Raw genomic sequence first — 16,126 nt, 5'->3', positions numbered from 1 at the left:
AGAAGGCTACCTACCATGTGCCGGTGGCGCGGGTGCCGGTTCTCCGCGACCGCCGAGCGCACGGGGGTCGGGCGTACGCAGCACGCCCGCGAGAGGCAACGGAGGTCTGTCACGTGAGCACCGTGGTCGTCAAACGACCGGCGCGGCAGCCGGAGCCCGAGTATCCCTCCGGCGAGGTGCTCCTGGAGGCGCCGCCCGAGGTGCCCGCGCCGACCGGTAAGGCGTGGGGGCAGATGATGATGCTGCTGCCGATGCTCGCCGGTTCGTTCGCGATGGCCCTGATGTTCGCCGGGCGGGGCGGGTCGACCCTCGGGTACGTCACCGGTGGCCTGTTCGGGCTCTCCGCCATCGGCATGCTCGGCTCACAGTTGACCAACAACGCGGGTGGGCCGGGCAAGCAGGAGATGCTCCAGCGCCGCCGGGAGTACATGACGCACCTGTCGCGGCAGCGTCGCCGGGTGCTCAAGACGATCCGCAAGCAGCGCGAGGCGGCCTTCTACCGGCACCCGGACCCGGACATCCTCTGGTCGCTGCCGCTGGGGCAGCGGTTGTGGGAGCGTCGGCGCGGGGACGTGGACTTCGGCACGGTCCGGATCGGGTTGGGTCCGCAGGAGTTGGCCACCCCTCTGGTACCGCCGCCGGCCACGTCGCTGGAGAAACTGGAGCCGATGTGCGCCCTGGCGTTGCGTCGTTTCCTCACCACCTACGGTGAGGTGCCCGACCTGCCGGTGACCATGGCGCTGAACGGGTTCGCCCGGGTACACCTGCGTGGCGACGTCGACGCCGCGCGGGGCATGGTCCGGGCGGTGCTGGCCCAGGCCGCCGCGTTCCACGCACCGGACGACATGTTGATCGCGATCTGTGTGGCACCGGATCGGCGGGCCGAGTGGGAGTGGACCAAGTGGTTGCCGCACGCCCTCCACCCGTCGCGCACCGACGCGTTGGGTCAACTGCGGTTGGTGTCGCCCTCGGTGACCGGCCTGGAGGCGATGCTCGACGACGTACTCGCCAGCCGACCCCGGTTCAACGCCAGCGGCGGCGGTCAGCAGGTCGCCGGACCGCACGTGCTGGTGGTCGTCGACGGCGGTGACACCGCCGGTTCCGACCACCTGATGACCGAGGGCGGGGTGGAGGGGGTGACCCTGCTCGACCTCTCCACTCCGGCGCCGCGACTGCTCGACCGGGCGCGGCTGGTGTTGGAGGTGTCGGCGGACCGCAGGCTGGACAGCGTCACGGTGGACGGGCCGGCGGAGATCGGGCGGGCCGACGACTGCCGACCGGCCGAGGTCGAGGCGCTGGCCATGCAGTTGGCCCCGCTGCGTCTGTCGGCCGCCTCGCGCAGCGGCGGCGACACGCCGCTGACCGGCGAGTTGGGCCTGGCCGACCTGCTCGACATCGGCGACCCGTACGAGTTCGACGTCGACCGGGGCTGGCAGCCGCGACCCAACCGCGACAAGTTGCGGGTGCCGATCGGGATCGGCAGCGACGGCGGGCCGGTCGAGCTGGATCTCAAGGAGTCCGCGCAGGACGGCATGGGGCCGCACGGGCTGCTCATCGGCGCGACCGGGTCCGGCAAGTCCGAGCTGCTGCGGACCCTGGTGCTGGCGCTGGCGGCCACCCACTCGTCGGAGAACCTCAACTTCGTCCTGGTCGACTTCAAGGGTGGCGCCACCTTCACCCGGCTGGACGGGTTGCCGCACACCAGTGCGGTGATCACCAACCTGGCCGACGAGCTGCCGTTGGTGGACCGGATGACCGACTCCATCAACGGCGAGTTGGTCCGCCGCCAGGAACTGCTGCGGTCCGCCGGCAACTACGCCTCGCAGCGCGACTACGAGAAGGCCCGGGCGGCGGGCGCACCGCTGTCGCCGTTGCCGAGCCTGCTCATCATCTGTGACGAGTTCTCCGAGCTGCTCACCGCGAAGCCCGACTTCATCGACATGTTCGTGCAGATCGGCCGGGTCGGCCGGTCGCTCGGTGTGCATCTGCTGCTGGCCAGTCAGCGGTTGGAGGAGGGGCGGCTGCGGGGGCTCGACACCCACCTGTCGTACCGGATCGGTCTGCGGACCTTCTCGGCGATGGAGTCGCGGGTGGTGCTCGGTGCCACCGACGCGTACGAGTTGCCTCGGTCGCCGGGGCACGGCTACCTGCGGTTCGGCACCGAGCCGCTGGTGCGGTTCAAGGCCGCGTACGTCTCCGGCGCGTACCGGAGCAAGACCGCCGCGGCGGTCGCGGCGGGTGACGGCGGGGACCGGGTACGCGAGTACACCACCGCCTACGTCGCCCCGCCGGTGACCCGCACGCCGAAGCCGGAGGAGACGCCGGAGCCGGCCGACGGGGTCGGCGAGAGCGTGCTGGACATCCTGGTCGGGCGGCTCGCCGGCCGGGGCAAGCCGGCCCACCAGGTGTGGTTGCCGCCGTTGGCGGAACCGCCGACGTTGGACCAGTTGCTGCCGCCGTTGACCGCCGACCCGACGCGCGGGGTGACCGTGGCGCACGCCGGTCTGCTGGGCGAGTTGCAGGTGGCGGTGGGCATCGTCGACAAGCCGTTCGAGCAGCGCCGGGACGTGCTCTGGTTCGACCTGGGCGGGGCGGCCGGGCACGCGGTGATCGTCGGTGGTCCGCAGAGCGGCAAGAGCACCCTGCTGCGTACGGTGGTCACCTCGCTGGCCCTGACGCACACCCCTCGGGAGGCCCAGGTGTACTGCCTCGACCTGGGCAGCAGCGCGCTCTCCTCGCTGCGCGAGCTGCCGCACGTCGGGTCGGTGGCGACCCGGCTCGACGCCGGGCTGGTGCGCCGTACGGTGGCCGAGTTGCAGTTGCTGATGGGCGAGCGGGAACGCCGGTTCGCCGAGCGTGGTGTGGACTCGATGTCCGAGTACCGGCGGGCGCGTCGCCACGGGCAGCACGACGACGACCCGTTCGGCGACGTCTTCCTGGTCATCGACGGCTGGGCCACCCTGCGGTCGGAGTTCGAGGATCTCGAACCCACCATCAACGACATCGCCAACCGTGGTCTGTCCTTCGGCATCCACCTGATCGTCACCGCCGGGCGGTGGATGGACCTGCGTCCGGCCGTCCGGGACGTCTTCGGCACGCGCCTGGAGCTGTGGCTGGCCGACGCGAGCGACTCCAACCTGGACCGTCGGGCGGCGATGAACGTGCCGGACAAGTCACCGGGACGCGGTATCACGCCGGACGGCCAGCAGTTCCTCGCGGCGCTGCCCCGCGCCGACGGCGCGCAGGAGGCGGAGACCCTGCCCGAGGGGGCGCGCAAGCTGGTCACCGACCTGGCCGCCGCGTGGCAGGGCCCAGGTGCCGCGCCGATCCGGTTGCTGCCGCCGGTGGTCCCCTACGGCAGCCTGCCGGACACCGGCCGTCCGGGGGTGCCGATCGGTATCGCCGAGGTGGACCTGCGACCGGTGCACCTGGACTTCGCCGCCGATCCGCACTTCATCCTGTTCGGCGACGGCGAGTCGGGCAAGAGCACCTTCCTGCGGGCGCTGGCGCAGACGATCGTCGACCGCAACGAGCTGACCCAGGCGCGGCTGGTCCTCGTCGACTACCGGCGCAGCCTGCTCGGTGACATCGACTCGCCGCACCTGATCGGATACGGCTCGACGGCTCAGGTCACCGAGGGCATCGTGACCGAGGTCGCCGCGGTGATGCGGGACCGGCTGCCCCCGCCGGACATCAGCGCGGAGCGGTTGCGGGCCCGCGACTGGTGGAAGGGCCCCGACCTGTACGTGCTGGTCGACGACTACGACCTGGTGGCGGGGGCGGGCAGTAATCCGCTGACCCCGCTGCTGGAGTTCCTGCCCCAGGCCCGGGACATCGGTCTGCACCTGGTCATCGCCCGACGCACCGGTGGCGCGAGCCGGGCGTTGTACGAGCCGGTGCTGATGCGGCTGCGGGAGATCAGCACGCCGGGCATCGTGATGTCCGGCAACCGGGACGAGGGGGTGCTGCTCGGCACCGTCCGTCCCGGACCGCTGCCACCCGGCCGGGGCTGGCTGGTGTCCCGGCGCGGCGGGACCCGATTGGTGCAACTGGTGCACCTCCCACCGCGCTCCTGAGCCTGGTACGGGGTTGCCCGGACGGCATACCGTCGGCCAGAGTGGATTAGCCTGCGCGGCTGCGGGACCGGCCTCGCGGGGCGATGGCCGGCCGCGCCGGTGCCAGGTGAGTGATCGGGGGAGGGACATGGGCGACGAATGGCTCGTCGACGAAGAGATCAACGTCGACATCCAACAGCTCAAGGACTTTGCGCAGGCGATCCAGAAGGAGTTGGACGAGAACTTCCGGCCCAGTTTCGAGGGCGGCCTGCAACCCATGCTCACCGTGCAGGCGCCGTTCGGCGGCGGCGGGATGAAGGAGGCCGCGTTCTTCCGGGGCCGGCACGACGAGAGCCGGATGGCGGTGTCCCACCTGATGGGTGACGCGATGAAGGGACTCGTCGCGCTCAGCACCGCCGCCATGTCCATCTCGGCGGAGTACCTGACCGGGGACGCGCTCGCCCAGGCCACCAACGACGACGTCTTCAACGCGTTCCACGCGGTCGACGGTCAGGAGACCCTGAGTGGCGCCTGGCAGGAGGGCAACGCCGACGACCCGGCCGGGGTGGTTCCGCCGGAGGCCGCCGACCCCGTGCCCATGAACCCCTACTACGGCATGGACTCCTGCCCCACCGGCGACCAGCGGGAACAGGCACCGGAGTGGGCTCAGCGGGAGGTCGTCGGTGAGGGCTCCGGCGCGTACGTGATCCCGGGCGACAGCGAACGCATGCACGGCGAGGATCTCCGGCTGGACCAGTCGAGTCTGCAGTGACGGCGGGGCGGAACGTGGGACCTGAGGAGCGGGGATGAGCGACTACTACGGATGGCAGCCGCCGAGCTACCACATGTACTCAGGGGTGTCGGACGACTATGCGGCCGAGCGGGCCGCCCAGTCCACGCCGTACGAGCCCACGGCGTGGGACTCGGTGAACGTCGAGCAGATGTGGGAGTACGTCCGCAAGGAGAGCGACGAACGCACGACCGCCCTCGCCGAGATGTGGCGACGTGCCGCCAGTCTGCTCCAGGCGACCCGGGACAACCTCAAGCGCCACGCCGACTCGCTCGACGCCAAGTGGCAGTCGCCGGCCGCGCGCGTCTTCATGGGCCGGGTCGGTGCGACGCTGCACTCGCTGGACGAGTGGAAGACCGTGGCCACCAACAACGCCACCGGTCTGGAGCAGCTCGCCAGCAAGATCAAGACTACCCAGACCGAGATGCGGCAACTCTGGCTGGAGTACAAGGCCGAGCAGGTCAAGCAGGCGGACGTCCGCGCCGCTGACGAGGGCATCCAGTTGGGCGACCTCTTCGGCATCAACAACGGCAAGTCGTACGAGGACGTCCAGAACGAATACCACCAGCGCGCCAAGAACATCGTCAAGCCGCTGGCCGACTTCTACATCGACACGTACATCACGAACATCACGCGAGGCGGCAAGTTCAAGGGCCCGACCGACGCGGTGATCTTCGACCAGTCCAGTGTTCCCCGGCCGACGCCGCCGGGCGCACCGGGCGGCCGACCCGGCGCGCCCTCGCTCAACGGCGCCCGCCCGAACCGGCCGGACATGCCGAACCAGCCGAACGCGGGCGACCGGCCCGGCGATCCGGCCGCTCCGCCGCCGGGTACGCCGGGCGGCGTCAGCCTCGCCGGTGTCGCGTCCCCGGTCGCCCCGGCCGGGCCGCCCCCGGCCGCGCCACCACCGGTGAGCACGCCGAACGCTCCCGTCGCACCCGGCCCGGTGCCACCGCCGGTGACGGGTCCCGGGCTTCGTCCGGCCAACCCGGGCCTGAACCAACCGGGCTCGGGCGGACGACCGAACGCGCCCCGCACCTCGCTGCCCGGCGCCGGTGGACCCACCACGCCCGGCAGCCGAGGTGCGGCGCCGAACCGCCCCACCCTCCCCGGAGCCGGCGGACCGGGTAACGGCGCCGGAGCACCCCCGGGTGGCAAGCGGGGTCCCGCCCCGAACCGTCCGACCCTGCCCGGCAACACCGGTGCGCCGGGCGCACCGGGTGCGAGGCCGGGCCGAGCGGGCGGGCTGCGGCCCACCGGCTCGCCCACCCCACCGGCGTCCAGCCCGCAACTGCCGGGCTCCACGGCCCGGCCGGGCCAGCGGGGTGCCGCCCCCGCACGTCCGGCCACCTCGCCGCCGCCGAGCCTCGGCGGTCAGCGCGGCGCCGCACCCGGTACGCCACCCAGGGCGGGCTCCGCTCCGGGTGGCCGGAGCGCCACGCCCCCGGCCACGCCGTCCGGCAAGCCCACGCCCGGCACCGGTGCCCGGCCCGGCCTGACCGGCCGGACCGGCGCCGCCCGGCCGGCACCGACCACCGGCCCGGCGCCGTCGCTCGGCGGACGCCGCGTCGGGGGCTCCGTGCCCAAGCCGCGTTCCGGTCCGGCACGCGACGGGGAGCAGGAGAGCTGGGAGTACGGCGACGGCGACGACGAACTGTGGGTCACCGAGTCGTCCGCGGTCGGTGTGGTCGAGGCCCCGGCCGAGCAGCGCCCTCGCGAGCAGGGACGGGCGCTCGGGCAGGCCTGAGCAGCGGCGGGCCGGTCACCGGAATTCCGGTGGCCGACCCGTACCATGCGGTGACCGTCCACGTTCCTGACCGTCGGGGACCGGCGGCCCACAACGGAAGGCAGACGGGTATGCGAGTCCCCACCCGACCGGTGACGGCCGTGGCGTTGGCCGCCGTGGCCGCCTTGGTCGTGCCCGCCGCACCCGCGCTGGCCGACTCCACCAGGGACGATTCGTGGCACCTGTCGGCCCTGGAGCTGACTGAGATGCACAAGGTCAGCCGGGGCGACGGCGTCACCGTCGCGGTGATCGACACCGGGGTCGACGCGTCACACCCGGATCTCCGGGACAATGTCGTACCCGGCGTCGACCTCTACGACGACGAGGCCAGGGGCCGTGTCGACCGGGAGGGGCACGGCACCGGCATGGCCTCGCTGATCGCCGGGCACGGACACGGCCCGGGTAACCGGGACGGCGTACTCGGGATCGCACCGAAGGCCCGCATCCTGCCGGTCACGATCAAGAGCCCACGTGCCGCCGTGATCGCGCCGACCGCGATCGCCGCCGGCATCGACTGGGCGGTCGACAACGGCGCGGACATCGTCAACGTCTCGCTCGGCGCGAGCCACAGCGAGGAACTGAACCGGGCGGTGGACCGGGCGTACCAGCGGAACGTGGTCGTCGTCGCGGCGGTCGGCAACCGCAAGGACGCGATCATCGGTAACCCGGCCCGGCACCCCGGCGCGATCGCCGTGAACGGCACCGACCGGGCGGGTGTGATCAGCAAGGAGGCGGCGCTGCCGGCCGAGGAGGTCGACATCGCCGCGCCGGGCGAGGACATCGTGCAGGCCGCGCCCGGCGGCCGGTACGTCACCGCGGTCGGCAACAGCGGATCAGCCGCGATCGTGTCCGGGGCGCTGGCCCTGGTCAAGGCGAAGTACCCGAACCTGACCGCTTATCAGCTCTTCGAGCGGTTGCTTGAGACCACACGGGACGCCGGTGAGCCGGGCCGGGACCTGCACTACGGATGGGGTGCCCTGGACCTGCGGGCCGCCCTGACCGGTGAGCCGGACGGTCGGGGCCGCGCCGCACCGTCCCCCGGCGAGCCGGACCTCGACGCGGACCTGGCGGCGGCCCGTGCCGTGGAGGGCCCCGGCCCGGCGGAGACCATGGTCGTGGTCCTGGTCTGGGTGGGGATCCTGGTGCTTCTCGTCGGGGCCGTGACGGCTGTCGTGCTGTTGCGTCGCGCCCGTCGGGGCAGGGCCGTCGCGGAGCAGGACCGACCCGCACCCGTCGACCCGGCACCCGGCACGCCGCTCCCGTCGGGTGGGCCGGGATCCGACGAGCCCGCCGACGACTCGGTCTGGCGCCGGCCGCCGGGCTGACCGATGCGCCCCGAGGAGGAACCCGTGTCGTCCACACCCACCGGTGGATCTCCGTACCCGCCTCCCGGCCCACCGCCGGTGTCCGGCCCGTACCCGGCGCCTGCCCCTTCCCCGATCCTCGGCCCGGCACCGACGGTGGCCGCGCCGGCAGCGGCAGCTCCGTCCCACGAGGCCCAGGGCGCGCCGCCCGGCCTGCCCGCCCCCGGGCGGACGGCTGCGCCGCGTCCGCCCGTGGTCACGCTCGCGGTGCTGCTGATGGTGCCGGCGGTCGTCGTGTGGCTGGTCGCCGGGATCGCCTTCTTCCTGGCCATGCTGCGCACGGAGGGCACCGGGATCGGTCGGCTGCTGGTGGTGGGCATCGGTGGCGCCGTCCTCGCGCTCGCCCTGCTGGTGGTGTTCCTCGCCTCGCTCGGGATGATGATGGCCTGGCAGGGCGACGGCGCGGCCGGGCTGACCGTGCCGGCCGGCTTCACCTTCGGGATCTTCGTCGTCGTCATCGTCACGCTGCTGTCGCAGGGCAAGCTGACCTTCCAGCCGACGATGGTCACCCCGCTGGTGGTGGGCGGCCTCGCGGGCGTCTCACTCGCCCTGGTGTGCAGCCCACCGGCGCGCGCCTGGTTCGCCCGCCGCCGTTCCTGATCAGGCCGGGGACCAGCGCCGGGTGGTCGAGTCGAAGCGGGCCAACAGTTCGTCGCGGCCGTCCTGGTGCAGGCAGTGCAGCGCGGTGCCGTCCGGTACGACGAGCGACTCCATGCGTGGCCCGCCCTCGCCCCACTCCGGCGGCGTGGTCTCGCCCGGCGGCCAGCGCAGCACCGCCACCCACTCGTCGCCCTCCTCGAAGGGCGAGCCCTCGCCGAGCAGCCCGAGGCGACGGTAGAGCCGTGCCGGGGTGTCCCGCCCCGGGCCGTGCCAGGCGTGCACCAGCCCGGCCGCCCGGTCGTACCCGTCGTCGAGGTAGGACGGCAGGTAGCGGTGCGGGATGACCAGTTGCAGCAGCAGCGGTACGTCCGGGTCCGGCCCCTCGTCGTCCTCGGGTTCCGAGGCCGTGCGCGGCACCGGTACGCCCCGCCGCGACGGATCGGCGTACGCGGCCGTCTCGCGGCGACGCCGTTCCTCCTCGGTCGCCTCGGTCATCACCTGGCGCAGCTCACCGACCCACTCACGTAGCTTCAGCAGCGCCTCGCCGGGCAGCGCCGCAGCCAGCGGGGTGTCCGGATTCAACGACAACTGCCAGGAGAGGTCCGGCCAGTGGTCGGTGAGCTGGAGGCTGTTGACCGCCACCAGATCGTGGTCGCCGAACGCCTGACGCATCCGGGCCTCCGAGGTGAACACCGGCAGGCTCGGCCGTCCCCGCTCGTCGGGCAGGTGCCACCAGGGGAACTCCGGGTCGGACAGGTCGCGGGTGGCCGGACCGTCCGGGCGCAGCGGCAGCACCAGCTCGGCCCGGAACAGCGCCGACATCAGCGCGTTCGGGTCCTGCTGTCGGATCGCCTCGCGCAGCGGGCGCTCCGCCTCGACCATGGGCGCGGCGACGGACCGCAGTTCCTCGGCGGTCAGCCGCAGCCCGATCGGCAAGCCTGCGTCGACGGCCAGCAGCCAACCGTCGTCCGGCCAGTCGACGGCGAGGTCGGCGAGCCCGAACACGTGGTAGTCGACTGACCGGCCGGGCAGTCCGGCGGCGATCGCACCCGCCGAGGTGTAGGTCAGCACGTGGGTCACCCCGTCGTGGGTGGCGGTGGGCCAGGCCACCGGCTCCAGGCCGGCCGCCGCCGACGGCGACACCGGCAGCAGCAGCGGACCGTCGGCGAGCGCGGCGAGGAAGGCCGCCCGGTCGTCGGCCTCGGCGGCGGCCACCATCGCCCGCTCGGTGGCGGTGGTGGGCTGCCAGCCGATGCCAGGCTGCCGGTCGGTGGTGGCCTGCCGGTCCGTCACCAGCCGCCGTCCAGGTTCACGCGCTGCGGCTGCCGACCGAGCACCAGACCGGTGATCGCCTCGTCCAGGTCCGCACCGAGGAACCAGTCCCCGGTGTGGTCCAGCACGAACACCCTGCCGTGGGCGTCGACGGCGAGGATGCCGGTGCCGTCGCCCTCCTCACCGAGCGGGCTGAGCGGTGTGCCGATCGCCGCCGCCAGTTCGGTGAGGGTCTCCACCGACTGCCGCACCAGGAACGGGTCCAGGTGGAACTCGCTCGGCGCGATCTGCTCGCCCTCGCCCCGTGGACGTACCCGCAACCCACCGAACTCGGCGTACGCGGTGATGGCCGCAGCCGTCATCGTGTGCTGTCGGCCGCCGGGGCTGGCCTGGGCCGCGATCCGCAGCCCCCACTCGCGGCCCCGGTCGTCGTCACGGCCGTCGGGCGACCAGCCCGCCTCGGCGAGGGCCTCGGCCACCAGGGGTGGGAATCGTCCGGTCACGTCAACGCCTCCATGCCGAACCAGTCGAGCAACGCCGCGCAGGACCGGCAGGGCGGCTGGACCTCGCCGTGGCGCGGGTCGCCCTCCTCGCGTACCCGGGTCACCCGCACCTTCGCACCCCAGAGCAGCGCCCGGGCCCGCGCCGCCTCGATCGGCGGCCCACCCTGCTGCGCGGCGTAGAGGCGGTCGGAGACCAGCACCGCCTCGGCACACCAACCGGTGAAGCGTTCACGTTGGTCGGCCGGCAGGCCGTGCAGGAAACGCCGGACCACCGGATGCAGGTCCGGCGGTGTGTCACCGCGTACCGAGGTGTGGGTGTAGACGGTGCCGTCGGCCAGCAGCGCACCCGCCGCCAACGGCAGCATCCGCGGCTGCGTCATCCGTCCTCCCGGAGGTCGTCGTCTCCCGGGCCGACCGGCCGGGACCGCTCGCCGAGCCTAACCAGCGACGGCGCTGCGGCGCGGCCCGGTCCGCGTCGTCCCGGCCCGGCGCGCCACCCGTCGCAGGAGCGTGCGGGGCTCACATTCGGTGGAGCGGCTGGGATATCGTCGGTCCGACCCCCGCCTGCTCGCCGCACGAAGCCCGGAGCCATGACGCGCACCCTTCTCGTCTCCACGGACCAAGCCGGTGCCTACCCGTCCATCGGTGAGGCCTTGGCGGCGGCGGACGACGGCACTGTCGTCGCGGTCAGCCCCGGCACCTACTACGAGGCGTTGTTCGTCAACGACCGCGAGGCCACCGTGGTCGCCGCCGAGGGGCCGGGCACGGTCACCATCGACGCCTCCTCCGGGACGTACCCGACGGTCTCCTGCAACTCCGGCCGCCTGGAGTTGCGTGACCTCGTGCTCAAGGCCGGTGACGCGCCGGTCGTGGTGGCCGACCGGACGAAGCTGACGTTGACCAACTGCGAGTTGAGCGCCGGCTTCGGCGCCGCCGTCCAGATCGCCGGTCGCTCGGAGTTCAACCTGGCCCGCTGCCGGGTCACCGGCGGACGCTACGGCCTGGTGGTGGAGGACTCCGAGGGCAGCGTCGAGGGGTGCGAGTTCAGCGACCTCGCCGAGGACGGCATTATCGTGCGGATCGGTGCCGCCCCGACGATCCGCACCACCACCGTGACCCGCTGCGGCAACCGGGGCATCTACATCTACCAGTACGGCAAGCCCACCATCGAGGCGTGCGAGATCTCGCAGACCGGCCAGGCCGGGGTCGCGGTCGTGCACCAGAGCGCGCCGGTGCTGCGTCGTTGCCGGATCCGGGACACCCGGGGCCCGGCGGTCACCTTCGGTCGGGGCTGCCACGGCTCGGTCACCGAGTGCACCACCGAGAACACCGCCGAACCGGCGATCGAGATCGCCGAGGGCGCCTCCCCGACCATCGTGGAGGGTCGGGTGAATCGGCAGGCGGCCTTCGGTGCGGCGGCGGCCCGCGCCAGCACGCCGCAGGACACCGCGCGGGTGGAGAGGCTGCTCGCCGACCTGGCGGCGATGGTCGGCCTGGAGTCGGTGAAGGAGGAGGTCCGGGCGCTGATCGACGAGATCCAGGTCAACGAGTGGCGGCGCAGCGCCGGGCTGCCGGTCGGCGCGGTGAGCCACCACCTGATCTTCGCCGGTGCGCCCGGCACCGGTAAGACCACGGTGGCGCGCATCTACGGCGAGTTGCTCGCCGCGCTGGGTGCGTTGCCGGGCGGCTCGTTCCGCGAGGTGTCCCGCCGTGACCTGGTCGGACAATATCTCGGCCACACCGCCGAGAAGACCGCCGCGGCGTTCGAGCAGGCGCGTGGCGGCGTACTCTTCATCGACGAGGCGTACACCCTCTCCCGGTCCTTCGGCAGCGGCGGCGACTTCGGCCAGGAGGCCATCGACACGCTGGTCAAACTGATGGAGGACCATCGGGACGAGATCGCGGTGATCGCCGCCGGCTACACCGGCGACATGGTGACGTTCCTTGAGGCCAATGCCGGTCTGGCCTCCCGTTTCGCGCGGACCATCGAGTTCGGCAACTACTCGCCGGAGCAGTTGGTGGTCATCGTGGAGCGGATGGCCTCCGGCGACGAATACCTTCTGGACGACGGGGTCTCCGAGGTGCTCCGGAGGCATTTCGGCACCATCGAACGGGACGAGAACTTCGGCAACGCCCGGGAGGCGCGCAAACTGTTCGAGGGCGTACGCAAGGTACAGGCACAGCGACTGCGCCAGTCCGGCCAGCGACCCAGTCTCGACGAGTTGCGTACCGTGACGGTCGCCGACGTCGAGGCCGCGACCGGACGCTGACCATGCCGGACCGGTCAGGGAGGGAGTGGCGGTGACGCATCCGGGTGTGGCGCGGCCGGGCGAACCGGGTTGGCAGCAACACCCGGGGGCCACGGCACCGCCACCACAGCGCACGGCACCGCCGCCGCAGGCCGCCGTGCCGGCACCGACGCTCGGCGGGGCCGGGCCGGGGCAGGAGTGGGCCGCGCAGCGTACTCAGGGACGGGCGACCGTCGGGACCGCGTACACCAGTCGGGCCGCCGCGCTGGCCGCAGCCGCTCCGGCCGCCGAGCCGGCGGTGGAGCCGAGACCGGTGCCCCCGGCCCAGCCCGACGTGGCGGCCCGGCCGGAGAGCCTCGACACGACGGCGACCGCGCCCGAGGCGGCGGTCCCGGTGGTACGCCCGCACCGGCGTCCGCTGCGGGTCGGCGGGATCCACGTCGCCCAACTCGTGGCCTGGCAGGCCGGTGCGGCCGGAGTGCTGGCCACGAGCGGGCAGGGCCTGCCGTTGACCGTCGCGGTGGCCACCGTCGTGGCGCTGCTGCTCTCGCCGACCCTGCTGCGGCACCGGGGGCGGTGGCTCTATCAGTGGCTGGCCGTCTGGTGGGGCTATCGAGGCCGCCGCAGACAGGTCCCCGCCACCGGCGCGGACGCGGCCTGGCACCTGCTGACCAATCTGGAGGGCAGCGTCGAACTCGATCAGGTCGAGATCGACGACCAGCCGGCCGTGCTGCTGACCCACCGGGGCGGCCTGAGCGCCGTGCTGGAGGTCGACCCGACCGAGGGCGCCCTGCTGATGGGTGCGCCGCAGGCCCTGCCGTCACCGGTGTCGCTGCTGCCGGCGGTCGACCCGGACACTCCGGCCGTGGCGGTGCAGGTGTTGATCCAGGTCACCCCGGCGCCTCGGGCGCGGTCCGCAGCGGTGGACCGGGCGTACCGCGAACTGACCGGCGGGGAGGTGCCGGCGAGTCGGCAGGCGTGGGTGGTGCTCCAGGCGCCGCGTACCCCCGACTTCCACGCCGACCGTGACCTGCGCCCGGCGCTCACTGCGGCGATCCGCCGCACCCGGCGGCAGTTGCGCCAGGACCGGGTGGCCACGCGGCTGCTCAACCGGGACGAGGTGCTGGCCGCCGTCGCCGGCCTGACCCACCTCACCGACGGCCCGGCCGGCGGTGACCGGCCGCTGGCCCGGGAGGGCTGGCGGCACTGGTCGGCGCAGGGCGTCCCGCAGAGCTGCCACCGGCTGCTCGACTGGCCGCACCGGTCGTGGGAGGTGGATCCGTTGCTGCGCGGGTTGCCTGCGGCGGCCGGCGTGGTCTCCATCGCGGTGACCCGGGAGACCGGTCGCACCGGTGCCGCCGACACCGTGGTGGAGGTGGCGTTCCGGCTGATCGGTGCCGACGCCGACGCGCTCGCCGCCGCCGACCGCGCACTGGAGGAGGCGGTCCGTGGTCACGGGGGCCGCCTGCAACGACTCGACGGCGAGCACGCGCACGGCGTGGCCGCCACCCTGCCGCTCGGAGGCTTCCTCAGGTGAACGGCGTCGCCTTTCCCGGCAGCCGGATGGGGCTGTACGTCACCGACCAGGCGGCCGTCGCCGGCCTGCACCTGGTCGCCGGGGGCGGCGGGCTGGTGGTCGGGCGCAACCGACAGCAGGAGCCGGTCGGGTTGCGGGTGTTCCGCGCCGAGCCGACCCGGCTGATGCTGACCGGCGGGGTACGCGCCGCCGAACTGCTCGCCTTCCGGTCTCTCGCGCTCGGTGCTCGGCTGTTCATCCAGACCGCCCGTGAGCAGGAGTGGGACGCCTTCCTGCGGCGCTGCGTGATCGGCCGGGAGATCGCCTCGTTCCTCCCTCCTGGAGTGGCCCCGCCGGTGCCCGCCACCCCGACCGAACCGCAACTCGTGGTGATCGACACCGGTCCGGTCACCGGCCCGGACACCAACCTCAGCGCGCCCTGGCGGGCCACCCTCGTGGTCCGCGACGACCTGGCCGGCTGGGACGTCGAGGTGCTGGTCCGCAGCGACATCGTGGTGCTGCAACGACTCACCGAGGCCGAGGCCGCCACCGCCGCGACCGCGCTCGGTCTGGCCAGCGTGCAGGGCTGGTTCACCCAACTGCACCCGGAGATGGTCGGTCTGATCACCAAGGGCAAGGTGCAGTGGGTGATGCTCAGCATGACCGGCACCGAGGGTCAGCTCGTCGGACCGGTGGCCCGGGGCGGCTGACCGCAGGCCGCCCCGGCGGCGCGGACCGACCTCACCCGCCGGCACCCTCGCCCGGCAGCGCGCCGGCCCGGACCCGACCGACCAGGACGATCACGGCCAGCACCATCACCAGCACCACCACGAAGGCCAGCCGCAGGTCGAGCGCACCGGCCAGCAGACCGATGACCGGTGCGGCCAGCAGCGCACCGGGCCACTGACCCATCGCCACCACCGAGACCCCCTCACCGGAGGTCAGGCCGGGCTGTTCACCGGCGAAACCGAGCACCGTCGGCGTCACGCAGGCGAGACCGAAGCCGAGCAGGCCGAACCCGGCCATGACCGCGGCCGGGTGCGGCACGGCCAGCGGCAACGCCAGCCCGGCGGCGGCGACCAGGGCGGAGAGCCGGACGAAACGGATCCGGCCGATCCGCCCGGCGAGCGTGTCGCCGACCAGTCGGGCACCGGCGGCGGCCAGCGAGAGACAGGTGTACGTCGCGGCGGCCAGCACCGCCCCGGCGGCGGCGACCTCGGTGGCGTACAGGGCGCTCCACTGGGCACCCGCCATCTCCACGAACGAGGCCAGGAACGCGATCGCGGCGAGCAGCAGCAACTGGGGTGTGAAGCGGTCGCGCAGCCGACGGCGCGCCTCACCCTCCTTGGTCTCCTGGCGGGGCGTGTCCGGCAACCATCGCTGGGTGCCGATCAGCACCGCGCCGAGCAGGGCGCTGGTGATCGCCATCTGGACCGACGGGGAGAGACCGACGGCGGCGGCTCCGGTGCCGGAGAGCCCACCGGCGAGCATGCCGATGCTGAACCCGGCATGGAACGTGGACAGGATGGGTCGGCCGTACTGCTTCTGCACCTCGACCGACTGCGCGTTCATCGGCGTGGCCAGCAGGTTGGCGGCGAAGCCCCAGACCGCGAGCCCGCCCACCAACGCCACGACCGTGGTCGAGGCGGCCAGCAGCGGCGCGTTGACCAGGATCAGCGCGGCACCGGCCAGCGCCAGGCGGCGGGTGTTGATCCGGCTGATCAGCACCGCGACCACCACGAGCGAGATCAGCTCACCGGCGTTGGTGGCGATGTTCGCCAGGCCCCAGCCGGTGTTGCCGAGGCCGACCGCGTCGCGGACGTCCGGCACCCGGGAGGACCAGCCGCCGATGGCCAGGCCCATGATGACGAAGAGCAGCACCACCGAGTAGCGGGCCCGGACGGCGCTTCGCGGCACCGGTGGTGTCGCCCGGTCGGCGTGCTGGTGCGTCGAGGTGTCCGTCATGGTCGTCGTACCTCTCCCGAGTCGGC

The 16,126-nt window shown here is 73.2% G+C and carries 12 protein-coding genes; 8 read left to right on the top strand and 4 right to left on the bottom strand.

Annotated features, from left to right (window positions below; all coding sequences use genetic code 11):
* Window positions 1-113 precede the first annotated feature (113 nt).
* The 5 genes from eccCa to ACIBMZ_RS26170 all read left to right on the top strand — a co-directional run bounded on the left by eccCa (window position 114) and on the right by ACIBMZ_RS26170 (window position 8,595).
* Window positions 114-4,076: a type VII secretion protein EccCa gene (gene eccCa, locus ACIBMZ_RS26190; RefSeq protein WP_396698198.1), complete on the top strand. Its 3,963-nt coding sequence runs from the start codon at window positions 114-116 to the stop codon at window positions 4,074-4,076.
* 127 nt (window positions 4,077-4,203) lie between these two features.
* Window positions 4,204-4,827: a hypothetical protein gene (locus tag ACIBMZ_RS26185; protein ID WP_396698196.1), complete on the top strand. Its 624-nt coding sequence runs from the start codon at window positions 4,204-4,206 to the stop codon at window positions 4,825-4,827.
* A 34-nt stretch (window positions 4,828-4,861) separates the two neighbouring features.
* On the top strand, window positions 4,862-6,592 hold the full coding sequence (locus ACIBMZ_RS26180) for a hypothetical protein (RefSeq protein WP_396698194.1): 1,731 nt from the start codon (window positions 4,862-4,864) through the stop codon (window positions 6,590-6,592).
* A gap of 110 nt (window positions 6,593-6,702) precedes the next feature.
* Window positions 6,703-7,956 carry a type VII secretion-associated serine protease mycosin gene (gene mycP, locus ACIBMZ_RS26175; RefSeq protein WP_396698192.1) on the top strand — a complete coding sequence of 418 codons (1,254 nt, stop codon included), beginning with the start codon at window positions 6,703-6,705 and terminating at the stop codon, window positions 7,954-7,956.
* 24 nt (window positions 7,957-7,980) lie between these two features.
* The gene (locus ACIBMZ_RS26170) at window positions 7,981-8,595 is read left to right on the top strand and encodes a hypothetical protein (protein ID WP_396698190.1); all 615 of its coding nucleotides are present in this window, start codon (window positions 7,981-7,983) and stop codon (window positions 8,593-8,595) included.
* Here ACIBMZ_RS26170 and ACIBMZ_RS26165 read toward each other — a convergent pair whose 3' ends face one another.
* From ACIBMZ_RS26165 to ACIBMZ_RS26155, 3 genes are all read right to left on the bottom strand, one after another.
* A complete protein-coding gene (locus tag ACIBMZ_RS26165) occupies window positions 8,596-9,813 on the bottom strand; it encodes an SseB family protein (protein ID WP_396698224.1) in 1,218 nt (405 codons plus the stop codon).
* A gap of 71 nt (window positions 9,814-9,884) precedes the next feature.
* Window positions 9,885-10,370 (bottom strand): SUKH-3 domain-containing protein, encoded by a 486-nt coding sequence (locus ACIBMZ_RS26160; protein WP_396698188.1) that lies wholly within the window; start codon window positions 10,368-10,370, stop codon window positions 9,885-9,887.
* Window positions 10,367-10,750 (bottom strand): YwqJ-related putative deaminase, encoded by a 384-nt coding sequence (locus tag ACIBMZ_RS26155; protein WP_396698186.1) that lies wholly within the window; start codon window positions 10,748-10,750, stop codon window positions 10,367-10,369. The genes ACIBMZ_RS26160 and ACIBMZ_RS26155 overlap by 4 nt, the downstream gene beginning before the upstream one ends.
* Before the next feature lie 210 nt (window positions 10,751-10,960).
* Between ACIBMZ_RS26155 and ACIBMZ_RS26150 the strand changes: the two genes are divergently transcribed.
* From ACIBMZ_RS26150 to ACIBMZ_RS26140, 3 genes are read left to right on the top strand one after another with little or no spacing between them, the layout of a single operon-like run.
* Window positions 10,961-12,640, top strand: coding sequence for a right-handed parallel beta-helix repeat-containing protein (locus ACIBMZ_RS26150; protein ID WP_396698184.1), 1,680 nt, complete (start codon window positions 10,961-10,963; stop codon window positions 12,638-12,640).
* 31 nt (window positions 12,641-12,671) lie between these two features.
* Window positions 12,672-14,156, top strand: a complete 1,485-nt coding sequence (gene eccE / locus ACIBMZ_RS26145; protein ID WP_396698182.1) for a type VII secretion protein EccE — start codon at window positions 12,672-12,674, stop codon at window positions 14,154-14,156.
* On the top strand, window positions 14,153-14,845 hold the full coding sequence (locus ACIBMZ_RS26140; protein ID WP_396698180.1) for a hypothetical protein: 693 nt from the start codon (window positions 14,153-14,155) through the stop codon (window positions 14,843-14,845). Before eccE ends, ACIBMZ_RS26140 begins: the two co-directional genes overlap by 4 nt.
* A gap of 31 nt (window positions 14,846-14,876) precedes the next feature.
* Here the strand turns inward: ACIBMZ_RS26140 and ACIBMZ_RS26135 are convergent, their stop codons facing one another.
* Entirely contained in the window at window positions 14,877-16,100 is a 1,224-nt protein-coding gene (locus ACIBMZ_RS26135; RefSeq protein ID WP_396698178.1) for an MFS transporter, read from the bottom strand.
* Between the last annotated feature and the right edge of the window lie 26 nt (window positions 16,101-16,126).

Origin of the sequence: Micromonospora sp. NPDC049900 (assembly GCF_044461025.1) — a bacterium.
Lineage (GTDB): Bacteria > Actinomycetota > Actinomycetes > Mycobacteriales > Micromonosporaceae > Micromonospora.
The sequence above is the reverse complement of the archived record's forward strand: the minus strand, read 5'-3'. Positions and strand labels throughout refer to the sequence as shown.